General features: G+C 50.8%; 9 protein-coding genes. 7 read left to right on the forward strand and 2 right to left on the reverse strand.

Features of this window, described 5'->3' with window-relative positions:
- Positions 1–208: 208 nt before the first annotated feature.
- Genes CBP31_RS07360 through CBP31_RS07375 form a run of 4 tightly spaced genes read left to right on the forward strand, consistent with a single transcriptional unit; the run spans position 209 to position 3717 of the window.
- Entirely contained in the window at positions 209–1129 is a 921-nt protein-coding gene (locus CBP31_RS07360; protein ID WP_087035923.1) for a metal ABC transporter substrate-binding protein, read from the forward strand.
- Complete coding sequence (locus tag CBP31_RS07365) at positions 1126–2046, forward strand: manganese/iron ABC transporter ATP-binding protein (protein WP_087035925.1); 921 nt, start codon at positions 1126–1128, stop codon at positions 2044–2046. The genes CBP31_RS07360 and CBP31_RS07365 overlap by 4 nt, the downstream gene beginning before the upstream one ends.
- Positions 2030–2887, forward strand: coding sequence for a metal ABC transporter permease (locus CBP31_RS07370; RefSeq protein ID WP_087035927.1), 858 nt, complete (start codon positions 2030–2032; stop codon positions 2885–2887). Before CBP31_RS07365 ends, CBP31_RS07370 begins: the two co-directional genes overlap by 17 nt.
- Positions 2884–3717: a metal ABC transporter permease gene (locus CBP31_RS07375; RefSeq protein ID WP_087035929.1), complete on the forward strand. Its 834-nt coding sequence runs from the start codon at positions 2884–2886 to the stop codon at positions 3715–3717. Before CBP31_RS07370 ends, CBP31_RS07375 begins: the two co-directional genes overlap by 4 nt.
- A gap of 86 nt (positions 3718–3803) precedes the next feature.
- Here CBP31_RS07375 and CBP31_RS07380 read toward each other — a convergent pair whose 3' ends face one another.
- Positions 3804–4775, reverse strand: a complete 972-nt coding sequence (locus CBP31_RS07380) for a TDT family transporter (protein WP_087035931.1) — start codon at positions 4773–4775, stop codon at positions 3804–3806.
- 91 nt (positions 4776–4866) lie between these two features.
- On the opposite strand from CBP31_RS07380, the gene CBP31_RS07385 reads away from it, so the two are divergent.
- Positions 4867–5745: a LysR substrate-binding domain-containing protein gene (locus tag CBP31_RS07385; RefSeq protein WP_087035933.1), complete on the forward strand. Its 879-nt coding sequence runs from the start codon at positions 4867–4869 to the stop codon at positions 5743–5745.
- A 368-nt stretch (positions 5746–6113) separates the two neighbouring features.
- Here the strand turns inward: CBP31_RS07385 and sstT are convergent, their stop codons facing one another.
- Positions 6114–7373, reverse strand: a complete 1260-nt coding sequence (gene sstT / locus CBP31_RS07390; RefSeq protein ID WP_087035935.1) for a serine/threonine transporter SstT — start codon at positions 7371–7373, stop codon at positions 6114–6116.
- 310 nt (positions 7374–7683) lie between these two features.
- Here sstT and CBP31_RS07395 point away from each other — a divergent pair, with 310 nt between their 5' ends.
- Positions 7684–11913 (forward strand): hypothetical protein, encoded by a 4230-nt coding sequence (locus CBP31_RS07395; RefSeq protein WP_174664626.1) that lies wholly within the window; start codon positions 7684–7686, stop codon positions 11911–11913.
- 319 nt (positions 11914–12232) lie between these two features.
- Positions 12233–13144, forward strand: a complete 912-nt coding sequence (gene osmF / locus CBP31_RS07400) for a glycine betaine ABC transporter substrate-binding protein OsmF (protein ID WP_087035937.1) — start codon at positions 12233–12235, stop codon at positions 13142–13144.
- Positions 13145–13251 lie beyond the last annotated feature (107 nt).

Below are 13251 nucleotides of genomic sequence, written 5' to 3' on the forward strand. Positions count from 1 at the left end.
ACCTTCACCCACTTAAATAAGACGTGAGATGCACGCTATATTTGAGATATAGATCACATTCACTTAATCTGTTGATATACCTTTTAGGGCGCTACGGCGCCCTTCTTGTGCTTGATCGATATATAAATGCAGTAAACGTCAGAGTGACGCTGTGCCACTGTATGTAGACCTTGTGTATTGTGTCTTTACGTATTGTTAAGGAGCCAACATGTTAAACCTTAAGTCAGGGACGCTGCTCAAACGTGTGTGCGCATTAGCACTGACCAGCCTAATCTGGGTAAGCCCAGCGCAAGCCGCAGACAAATTTAAAGCCGTGACCACTTTTACCGTGATCGCCGATATGGCGCGCAACGTAGCCGGTGATGCGGCAATTGTAGAGTCCATCACCAAACCCGGTGCGGAAATTCACGACTATCAGCCCACACCTGGCGATATTATTCGCGCTCACGATGCCCAGCTGATTTTTTCTAACGGTTTGAACTTAGAGCTGTGGTTTGAGAAGTTCTATCAAAACATGAAACAGATGCCAGAAGTGGTGGTCTCCGATGGCATAGAGCCCATGAGTGTAGTAGCCGGCCCTTATGAAGGTAAACCTAACCCCCATGCGTGGATGTCGCCGAAAAACACCATCATCTATGTAGATAACATTCGTGATGCCTTTATGAAATACGACCCAGATAACGCGGATATTTATCTGGCCAACGCCGCCGTTTATAAAGCCAAAATTGAAGCAGAAATTGCGCCTATTCAGCAATTGATCGCAGAGCTACCAGAAGATAAACGCTGGCTGGTCACCAGCGAAGGCGCCTTCTCTTATTTAGCTCGCGACTTTGGCTTAAAAGAGCTGTTTCTATGGCCCATTAATGCGGATCAGCAAGGTACACCGCAACAAGTACGCAAGGTTATCGATACCATGCGCCAGCATCAGATCCCGACCGTATTTAGCGAAAGTACTATTTCTGATAAGCCCGCCAAACAAGTGGCACGCGAAACCGGCAGTCACTATGGCGGCGTCTTGTATGTGGACTCCTTGAGTGCCGAAGATGGCCCAGTGCCGACTTACCTCGACCTATTGAGCGTGACCTCACAAACCATTGTTACTGGCATCAAAGAAGGATTGGCAAAATGATCGAACGGCATCAGCAACCGAATGCAGCCACCGCGCTAGCGGCCGATGCCGGCATGAAGGTCGAAGACGTCACCGTTACTTACCGTAACGGCCACACAGCATTACGTGATGCGAGCTTTGCTATTCCCACCGGCACCATCACAGCATTGGTGGGCGTAAACGGCTCCGGCAAGTCGACCTTGTTTAAAGCCATTATGGGCTTTGTGCGCTTAGCCAAGGGCAATATTAGCGTGCTGGGCATGAGTGTGGACGAGGCCTTGCGCCAAAACCTGGTGGCCTACGTACCCCAAGCAGAAGAAGTGGACTGGAACTTTCCGGTACTGGTAGAAGATGTGGTGATGATGGGCCGCTATGGCCATATGGGCTGGTTACGCCGCGCCAAGAAGGTGGATCATGAAGCCGTGAGCCAAGCGCTGGCGCGCGTGAACATGACAGAATTTCGTAAACGCCAAATCGGTGAGTTATCGGGCGGCCAAAAGAAGCGGGTATTTTTGGCTCGTGCCTTGGCGCAAAACGGCCGCATTATCTTACTCGATGAGCCCTTTACCGGCGTGGATGTAAAAACCGAAGATCAAATCATCGCCCTGCTCCGTGAATTACGGGCCGAAGGCCGAGTTATGTTAGTGTCTACTCACAACCTAGGCTCGGTGCCGGAATTTTGTGATCGCACTATCTTGATCAAAGGCACAGTTTTGGCCCACGGCACTACCCAAGAGACTTTTACTCAAGACAACCTAGAGCTGGCCTTTGGCGGTGTGTTGCGCCACTTCGTGCTCAATGAAAATCGCCACGGCCGCCAGCACGCCATTGGTATTATCAGTGATGATGAGCGCCCCTTGATCATCAAGGCCGGCCAAGTGCACAGCCGAGAAGCACAAACCCAGTGGGAGGGTGAAAACGATGACCATACTGCTTGAGCCCTTTGGCTATCAGTACATGATTAACGCCATGTGGGTCTCGGCATTAGTGGGTGGTGTGTGCGCTTTTTTATCCTGCTATTTAATGCTCAAAGGCTGGTCGCTGATTGGCGATGCCCTGTCCCACTCTATCGTGCCAGGGGTAGCGGGCGCTTACATGCTGGGCTTACCTTTTTCGCTGGGCGCCTTTTTTTCCGGTGGACTGGCGGCGGGCGCCATGCTGTTTTTAAACCAGCGCAGCAAGCTTAAAGAAGACGTGATTATCGGGCTGATTTTTTCCAGCTTCTTTGCGCTGGGTCTGTTTATGGTGTCGCTCAGGCCCACAGCCGTAAACATCAAAACCATAGTATTGGGTAATATTCTGGCCATAGATCCCATGGATATCTTGCAGTTAGTGCTGATAAGCGTGGTGACCTTGGTGATTTTGCTGTTTAAGTGGAAGGATATTTTGGTGGTGTTCTTCGATGAGAACCACGCCCGATCCATTGGCATTAATCCCACTAAAATTAAGCTACTGTTCTTTACGCTACTGGCCGCCTCTACGGTAGCGGCGCTGCAAACCGTGGGCGCGTTTTTGGTGATTTGCTTAGTGGTCACGCCGGGAGCCACCGCTTACTTACTCACGGATCGCTTTCCTCGGCTACTGATTATCGCCATCAGTATTGGCTCAGTGAGCAGTTTTATTGGCGCTTATGCCAGTTACTTTCTCGATGGTGCCACCGGCGGCATCATAGTGGTGTTACAAACCTTATTGTTTTTACTGGCCTTTTTCTTCGCCCCTAAGCACGGCTACTTCGCTGCTCGCAAACGAGCGGCGCAAGCACTGGAGGTGGCATCATGATGGAAACCTTACTGGCGCCCTTTCAGTTTAGTTTTATGACTAATGCGCTGCTTATTTCGGTACTGATTGCCGTGCCAACCGCGCTATTATCCTGCTTCTTGGTGCTTAAAGGCTGGGCGTTAATGGGTGATGCCATGAGCCATGCCGTATTCCCAGGCGTAGTGATTGCTTACATAGTCGGTGCGCCTTTTACTATCGGCGCCTTTATTGCCGGCATGGTGTGTGCGCTATCGATTGGTTTTTTAAAGAATAATAGCCGCATTAAGCAAGACACCATCATGGGAATCGTCTTTTCTGGCATGTTCGGCTTAGGCTTGCTGTTATATGTGAAAATTAACTCAGATGTGCACCTCGACCATATTCTGTTTGGCGACATGCTGGGCATTGGTTGGCCAGATATAATCGAAACCGGCGTTATTGCCTTAATTACGGTGCTGATCTTAGGCAGTAAATGGCGAGATTTTTTACTGCATGCCTTTGACCCCGCTCATGCACAGGCCATAGGCTTGCGCGTGAATGTGCTGCATTACAGCTTATTGTGTTTGATAGCACTAACCATAGTGGCCGCACTCAAATCGGTGGGCTTAATCTTGGCCATCTCGCTATTAATCGCGCCCGGTGCCATCGCCTTCTTGCTGACCAATAAGTTCAGCACCATGTTGATACTGTCGGTAGTGATAGCCGTTGTGGGCGCTTTCTTTGGCGTGTATTTGTCGTTCTTTATCGACAGCGCACCCGCGCCCACCATAGTACTGCTGCTCACGCTGTTCTTTATCGCGGCTTTTATTCGTGCCACTTATCGCCAAGCAAAGGTGGAAATCACGCTTTAGTCGTCACCTCTCTAACCGCTGCAAACATACAAAAATACCGAGCCTAGGCTCGGTATTTTTTTGTCTAACTCGCGATTAAAACTTTATTAAGCCAGTTCGGCTAAGGCCTTACGCAGTGGGTTAAAGTTTTGCGCGAAGCGCAGTGCCACGTAGCTGACCACCAAGGTCGCGATAACCAGCTCGCCTTCTGCCATCCAACGTAACTGATTAATAGCCGCAGTATCCAAACCTAGCGTTTCAGCCAAGGTCGCCACTTTAAATAAGGCAGTGGCACCTATTACCAGCGGAAAAGTAAAGGCAGCGTAGCCTGGGCTAAAGGGTAAGCGTAATAACTTAATAAAGGCCAAGTAAATAAGGGCGGTCATTAACACGGCGATACCTAACAACACGGCCACTAATACCGGTGCTGGTTCGGCGGTAACGGTTAAGTAACCCGCTAAAGATAGGCTGGCGGGAGCGGCCATAATAGCGATAGTCGGTTTGGCGGCATCCGGCACCTCGGCACAAAATATCAGGCGATACAGCATCATGGGTAACATCACCGCATAGCAAACGATACCAAACCACAGTAGCACTTGGGCCAAAGGAGCAAATGCACCACCTGGGCTGGCTACATCGGCCACTATGATGCCAATGGGCGGCACAAACCAGCTGGGCACCATATGGTGTAGTTTAAAGTCTTTCAGACGATGCCAGATAAAGGTCACCAAAAACGCCAGATGCAGGGCGATGGCAAACAGCCATAAGCCGCTACCTAACTGGTCGCTTACGTTCATGCTCACCGCTTTAGATACCACCATGGTGGCCATGGCAAAGGTCGGCACCACGCTGCCTACTACTGGGTGTGCCAAGTCTTGCATTAGTAACTGCGGATGCAGCACAAATTTAACGGTTAAGATCAGCAGCAACACAGCGGCGATCACAGCGCCCAGCAGTTGTGCGCCACCCGCAAACAGGCCCACATTCTCCCAAGCCCAGCCAAGGCTTGCGATACCTAACGCCAGCCCCGCCATGGGAGTGGGAACATTGGCAAAACGATGTCGAGAAATATTTAGCATGTGAGCCTCCTTGTTAACTGGCTCTAATCATAAAAAAACCTTAGTATTTACGATATCTAAATGATTTAAACAAAGTGTTTGGTTTTTCTAAATGATAAGTCTAAAACAGCTACAGGTATTTAGCAGTATTGCCCGCCACGGCAACTTAGGGCTGGCGGCAGCAGAGCTGTTTTTAAGCAAAGGTGCTCTTTCTCAAGCGCTGGCCGAATTGGAGCGCCAGCTCGGCCAGCCGGTCTTTGATCGGGTGCATCCACGCTTGCAGCTCAACGATCAGGGTCGCCAATTACAGCCGCTGGCCGAAGAAGTATTAAGCCGCATCACGGATATTGAGCACTTGTTTGATGAGCAAGGCGCGCCCAGCGGCTCTTTACGCTTAGGTGCCAGTCAAACCATCGGCAATTACCTGCTGCCCAAATTATTGGCGCAACAACCCGAGCTTCAGGCCAAGGTGCGCATCACCAATACTCATAACCTGTGTGACATGCTGCTGCGCTTTGAGCTGGATATAGCATTGATTGAAGGGGAAAATTTTCATCCCACCTTGGTCACCCAAGACTGGTTGCAAGATGAGATGTTAGTGATCGCTCACCCTCACCACCCGCTGGCCGAGAAAAAAACGCTCAAGCTCGCGCAATTAGCACACCACAACTGGGTATTGCGGGAGCCGCAATCGGGCAATCGTGAGCAGTTTGATCGCGAGCTGACGCCACAAATTGGCACTCTAGGTCAGACCCTAGAACTCAATACCCTAGAGGCGGTGATGCAGGCCGCAGAGCAAGGATTAGGGCTGGCGTTTGTGTCTAGAAGAGCGGTCAGTGATAGGCTGACCTATGGCCGTTTAGTCACAATCAATGTGAACACTTACTTATCCCGCACGCTTAAGCTGGTATGGCATAAGCAAAAATATCACTCGGCTTTATTACGCCGTTTTATCGCGCTGTGCCTGCAATATGATGAAACAAAGCGCTAAGCAAACAAAACTCAGGGCCTACACCCATGATCTTTGGCAACGGAACCTGCGAACCCCACGGAAAGTAAAAATAAGATCGGAAGAATACTAAGAGATTTTATTGGTAAGACCAAAGCCATTTGGCTGCAGGCATTGTGAGCAGAGGAGCTTTAGTTAGGTAAAGCGTATTCAACCGATTTGAGCCCAGTTTATAACTTTGCTCCAGTGCTATTACCTAAATGATGAGACCTTACAAAATATCTTTTTCAGATTTTATCACTATTTTTCCGTGGATTTAGCGTTCTTCCGTTGCAAGAAACTCTGATTTTTAAAGAAAAAAGCCCCGAGTCATCAGACTCGGGGCTTATCTTTATATTGACAGCTAAAGCCTAGCGCACGATGGCTTTGTTTTCTGCAGCCTGATAGGCGGTAGCTTTCGCTTCTTCAGCCTGACAAGCGGCGGCGGTAAACAGTACGTCGGTGGAGCTGTTTAAGCCGGTTTCTGCCGAGTCTTGCAGCACGCCAATAATAAAGCCCACCGCTACCACCTGCATCGCGATTTCGTTAGGAATACCAAACAAGCTACAAGCCAGCGGTATCAGCAGCAAGGAGCCACCGGCCACGCCGGATGCGCCACAGGCCGAGACGGAGGCGATCACACTTAATAGCAGTGCTGTGCCTAAATCTACTTCGATGCCCAAGGTATGCACCGCCGCCAAGGTGAGTACGGTAATAGTAATAGCCGCACCACCCATGTTGATGGTGGCACCCAGAGGGATAGACACTGAATAGGTGTCTTCATGCAGGTCTAAGCGCTTACATAATTCCATGTTCACCGGAATGTTAGCGGCTGAGCTACGCGTAAAGAAGGCGGTTACGCCACTTTCACGCAGGCACTTAAACACTAACGGATACGGATTGCGGCGGATTTTGAAGTAAACGATCAGCGGGTTCATCACCAGCGCAATAATCAGCATGGAGCCGATTAACACTGCCAATAACCGTGCATAACCCCAGAGTGCATCAAAGCCGGTGGCCGCTATGGTGCTGGCTACCAAACCAAAGATACCGAAAGGCGCCAAACGGATAACGAAGCGCACTATGCTGGACACGCCATCGGAAATATCCCGAAACACATGCTTGCTGGAATCGGCACCGTGGCGCAGTACCATACCTAAGCCAAGGGCCCAAGCCAAAATACCGATAAAGTTACCTGTGAGTAGCGCATTTACTGGATTATCAACGATCTTGAATAACAAAGTTTGCAACACTTCGGCGATGCCTTCTGGCGGCGAGGCCTCAATGCCGGTGCTGACTAATACCAAGGTAGTGGGGAAGATAAAACTCATCACCACAGCGGTCAGCGCCGCTACAAAGGTACCAATCAGATACAAAGCCAAAATAGGCTTGATACTGGTTTGGCTACCTTTTTTATGGTTGGCGATAGAAGACAGCACCAACACAAATACTAAGATGGGCGCCACCGCTTTTAGCGCGCTCACAAACAGGTTACCCAATAAGCCAGCCGACTCGGCCGCCGAAGGTGCCAGCACAGCTAACGCTACGCCGGCAATAATACCGATCAATATCTGCGTCACTAAGCTAACGCGATTACTTAAACGCAATAAAAAGGGCTGTGTTTGGTTCATAGTCATCCTTTGATGGTAAAAATCCATCTTATCCAATCATGTTTCAGCGACTTTATAGCAGAAGTCACTATAAAAAAACCGCTACTGCAGCATTTTGCAACGAGGCGCACATCTCGCTACTTTTTTATGCTACTTGAGTAATGGCCGCTAACAGAAAAAAACTGCATTTATGCTCCAGTTTAGACTGCACTGCTTACTTGTCACCCCCTCACTGTGCTCCTGCGGCTATGTTTTAAGGTCTTCATGTTAGGATGCGATTAAAGCCTAATACCACACCGCCTGAGTTTGGCTAAGCAAAGAAAGGATTCTTATGCGTTACCTGATGTTTTTTACGCTGTTATTACTCAACTTAAGCGCCCTTTCAGCTCGCGCCACCACGCCTATACCTGAGCCCTTGCAGCCTTGGGTGGAGTGGGTCTTAGCCGATGAGCCGCAACGCTTATGCCCTTTTTTATACAATCAAGCTCACGATCAGCCCTGTGCTTGGCCTACTCAGCTGAACTTGGACTTAACCGAGCGCGGCGGACAATTTAGCCAACAATGGCAGCTTTATAGCGATAGCTGGGTACCCTTACCGGGCGATACTCAGCATTGGCCACAACAGGTTACGGTTAATAATCAGCCACAACCTATCGCCTTAAAAAATGGCCGGCCCAGCGTTAAACTCGCCGCCGGCCAATATATGATCCGCGGCCAATGGCAATGGCATACCCTGCCCAAGAGCCTGATGCTACCGCCCGCTAGCGGCTTGTTAGCGCTTACTATTAATGACCAAGCCAAACGAGATCTGGATATCGACACCAAGGGGCTACTGTGGTTGGCAAAGTCCCAGACTGAGCAGCCCAATACGGCGCCGCCCTCAGATGCACTCACGTTGCAGGTGTTTCGAAAAATAAGCGATCTCAATCCGCTACAAGTGACCAATCAAATAACGCTAGAGGTAACCGGTGAGCAGCGCGAGCTAGTGCTGGGCCCGGTATTGCTGGATAAGCAAATCCCCTTGCAACTCGACAGCCCCTTGCCTGCCAAAATAGAGCCCGATGGCCGTTTAAGAGTACAGGTGCGCCCGGGCCGCTGGACTCTCACCCTGATTAGTCGCCACCCCAGTGCCGTGCATGAGATAAGCCTACCTACGATCAAAGCGCCTTGGCCTGAGCAAGAGGTGTGGGTATTTGAAGCCGCACCGCAGCTGCGCTTAGTCGAAGTGGAAAGTCTCAGCTCGATAGACCCACAACAAACTAATTTGCCCAATGACTGGCAACGCCTGCCCGCCTATCGCGTAAACCAAGGCGAGCGCATGGTGTTGCGCGAAATTCGCCGTGGCAATCCCGATCCACAACCCAATCAACTTGAGCTAAGGCGCCAGCTGTGGCTGGACTTTGATGGCGCTGGCTATAGCGTACAAGACCGGCTTACCGGCCAAATCAACCAAGGTTGGCGCTTAGAGGCCAACCCCGCATTAGAGCTGGGTCAGGTAACCCTAAATGGCCAACCGCAGTTTATTACTCAGCAAGTAGGCTCTGAATTGAAGGGCGTGGAAATTCGCCAAGGCAACATAGATCTTATCGCCGACAGTCGTTATCAAGGCTCTGTTAGCAGTTTGCCGGCGGTCGGTTGGAATACGGATCTGGCCTCCTTACAGACTCGGCTATATTTGCCGCCCGGTTGGAGCCTACTTTCCGCCTCGGGCATGGATAAAGCACCCAACACTTGGCTGTCCCATTGGACGTTGCTGGATTTGTTTTTGGTGTTAATTGCCGCCGTGGCCGCTTTTCGCTTATGGGGTGGCTGGTGGGGTTTGCTCACCTTAGTAACGCTGGCATTAATCTGGCATGAAAGCTCAGGCTTTGGCCCGCCGCGCTGGGTATGGCTCAATCTAATGGCCGCCAGCGCCTTACTCAAAGTGCTGCCCGCGGGCTTACTCAGAAAAGCGATGATCGGGTATCGCAGTGTTTGCTTAGCAGTATTGCTGTTGATTGCGCTGCCTTTTATGGCCGAACAAGTGAGGCTTGCCATGTATCCGCAGCTGGCTAAAGTGAGTTATCACTTACCTAATACGGCTCTAGAACACTACTCATCTGCCCAAGAGGCAGAAATGTCGGCAGCGGATGATATGGGCGATGTTCGGGATGGTGAGTATCGGTCTTTAAAATCTGAGTCCTCACCCGTGCAATCCTTAACCGACAGCTATGTGCGCCGCCAAGGCTCAGCGGCACCCATGGCCAGCAAATCACTCCCACCCGCTCGAGCTCTGCATCAAGCAGACCCCAATGCTAAGTTACAAACCGGCCCCGGACTGCCCCAGTGGCATGCCAACAACATAGACATGAGCTGGAATGGCCCGGTAGAGGAGGCGCAACAAATTAATTTAATCTTGTTATCACCGACCATGAATCTGGCATTAAGCCTATTAAGGGTGCTATTACTCAGCCTGCTGATGCTGCGCATGGCGGGCTTTACCCTCAGCCGCCAACGCGGTTTTTATCAAGAGTCGCGCTTATGGTCAGCCCTGTTACCCATCGGCTTATTACTGCCTTTGCTATTAGCTTTGCCCTTGCCGGCCCAAGCGGACATCCCTAATCAAGCATTACTGAATGAGCTAAAAACGCGTTTACTGGTGCCCGCCGACTGCCTGCCCGAATGCGCACAAATCACTAGGCTGCACCTCGTTTTACCGGCCTTATCTAATAACGTGCCTGAAAACGTACCTGATAACTTGACTGATAACCGGGCTGAGCACACACCTCAGCCGCTCAACATGGAATTGGAAATCCATGCCCAAGCGTCTGTGGCCGTCCCCTTGCCCCGTGCTCACGCTCATTGGCAGCTCAAGGCAGTATTAGTGGATGGGCAGCCGGCCACAGCTTTACGCCGTGATGCGGCTGGAGTCTTATATGTACCGCTGAGCAAGGGTATTCATCAGCTACAGCTGCAAGGTGACTTGTATGGCGAGCAATTACAGCTGGATCTACCGTTAGTGCCCCGTCATGTAAAAGTGATCGCTAACGGCTGGGCGGTGCGTGGGCTCAATGATAATGGCGTACCTAAAAGCCCGCTACAGTTTAGTCGCGCCCAAGCACAGGCTGGCTCCCAAGCGGGAGCGGCTCAGTTAGCGAGCGGCCCGCAACCGGACTTCGTGCAAGTTACGCGCACCGTGCAATTAGGGCTGGACTGGCAGGTAGACACCCAAGTAAGCCGCGTTTCTCCTTTAGGTCAGCCCATTATCTTGAGCCTGCCGCTCTTAAAAGGCGAATCGCTGCTCACGGATGGCCTCACCGTCAAAGACGGTAACTTGCAGCTCACCTTGCAGGCGGATCAAACGAGCGCTCATTGGCAATCGCGCTTAGATAAATCCGCTGAGTTAACGCTCACCGCCGCCGATACTACTCGTTGGAGTGAAGTGTGGCGCCTAGATAGCAGCGCCATCTGGCACGTAGAAAGCAGTGGCTTAGTGGAGAGCCAACCCAATAGCGCGCAAGGCGGCGAACAAAATACTTGGCTGCCGGTGTGGCATCCGTGGCCAGGTGAGTCGCTAACCTTGCACATTAGCCGACCAGCCGGGGTGCCGGGGCAAACCCTAACCATAGATAGTAGCCAGTTAAACTTAGCCACAGGACGCAAAGCAGTAGACGTGGACTTAAGGTTACAAGTGCGTAGTAGCCAAGGCGGCCAGCATAGCGTGCAACTGCCCGAGCAAATAGAGCTGCAATCAGTACTTATTAACGGTAGAAGCCATACTTTGCGCCAGCAAGCAGATCACAGCTTGCTGCTCCCATTAACGCCCGGCGCGCAACAGATACAGATTAACTGGCGCCAGCAGCCCGGCATTGCCACCCTCTTTAACACGCCCCACATTGTGCTGAATAGCGCCAGCGTCAATAACGATATTCAGCTCACCTTAGGCGATGACCGTTGGATATTATGGGCCTCGGGCCCGCCCATGGGGCCGGCGGTATTGTTCTGGAGCTTACTGCTAATTATCGTCTTGCTGGCCTTTGGTCTGAGCCGTGTGCGCTTTACACCGCTGCGCTTTCACCACTGGTTATTATTGGGTATCGGCTTAAGCCAAGTGCCACTGTGGATGGCGCTGGTGGTAGTGGCGTGGCTGCTGGCGCTGGGCTTGCGCGGCCGTTGGCAGCATCAAGCGGCGGGCGCGGCCTTTAATCTGGCACAAATTGGCTTGGTGCTGCTGAGTCTATTGGCGCTAGGCTTTCTGTTCTTGGCCATTCAACAGGGCTTGTTGGGTTTGCCGAATATGCAAATTAGCGGCCATGGCTCTTATGCAAACACCTTACGCTGGTATCAAGACCGCAGTGCCGGAAACTTACCCCAAGCTTGGGTATTATCGGTACCACTATGGGTGTATCGCTTGCTGATGTTGGGCTGGGCACTGTGGCTGGCTTTTGCCTTGTTAGGTTGGTTGCGTTGGGGCTGGGAGTGTTTTTCTCAGCAGGGAATATGGCGGCCGTTAAATATACAGTTCGACTTTGAAGCTAAGAAAAAAGCGAAAACGGGTAGTGAAACACCACCTAAAAACTGAGTCGAATGAAGATTGGATTGGGGTTAACGGCTTAGTAATCCCCTCATTTTAATAGCAGATCGCGTCATGTTAGCTGCACAATCTAAATATGCACTAACCCCAAAAATCAGCTGAGACCGCATTGTGCCTAGGGATAGGAAATTTTCTAAGTTACGCAGTACCACAGTAGAGTTTCGTCGTTTCTTGCCACTACTGCTCTCAAACTCAGGTGTGGCGCGGTTTATATGAGGGGATTGGTAAGGGTTAACGGTTTACCGCAAGATAAGCTTTGCATAAAGTATGCTTATTAGTAATTAATGTTGAGACAAGGATTAATAACATGAAAAAGTCGTTGGCTTCGGCCATGTTTAGTCTTTCTTTGGTGATGACTATGCCCGCCCTGGCTACCGATGCCATAGTGGTATCCTCCAAGATAGATACCGAAGGCGGTTTGCTGGGCAATGTTATCTATTTAGCGCTAAAAGATGCTGGCCTTAAGGTAGAAAATCGTTCTCAGCTGGGTGGCACCCCCATAGTGCGCAAGGCAATTATTTCTGGTGAAATTGATATTTATCCGGAATACACCGGCAATGCGGCCTTTTTTCATCATCAGGAAGAAGACCTAGTATGGAGAGATTTTCAGAAGGGCTACCAGCAAGCCAAACAAATGGATTATGACCAACATCAGCTGATTTGGTTAGCGCCAGCCAATGCGAATAACACTTGGGCCATCGCACTGCGCCAAGATATTGCCGACAATAATCAGTTAGTAACCATGTCTGATTTTGGCCGCTACGTTAGCCAAGGTGGCGAGGTTAAATTAGCCGCATCAGCTGAATTTGTCTCCAGCCCAGCGGTATTACCTGCCTTTCAGCAAACCTATGATTTTACACTGACTGATAAACAACTGCTGGTGCTGGCCGGTGGCAACACGGCCGCCACCATTAAAGCGGCGGCACTGCAAACCGACGATACTAATGCCGCCATGGTATACGGCACCGACGGGGCTATCGCTTCGGTTGGTTTAGTGGTGATGGAAGATGATAAGGGTGTACAACCGGTTTACGCTCCCGCTCCCATAGTGCGTGAGCAGATTTTGCAGGCTCACCCAGAAATTGCGACTATTTTGGAGCCTATTTTTCAGTCCCTAGATGTCAAAACTCTGCAGCAATTAAATAGCCGCATCGCTATCGCTGGCGAAAGCCCTGAAGCAGTTGCCAAAAGTTATCTATCCGAAAAAGGATTTTTGTAGGACTAATTAGCAGAGGCCAAACCGCCTACTTTGCTGACTCGCTATAAATTCCCCCGTTACACACTCTGTTTCATCCCTGAAGCAGAGTGTCGGCGGAGCAAATCCTA

The organism is Oceanisphaera profunda (assembly GCF_002157895.1).
Taxonomy (GTDB): Bacteria; Pseudomonadota; Gammaproteobacteria; order Enterobacterales; family Aeromonadaceae; genus Oceanimonas; species Oceanimonas profunda.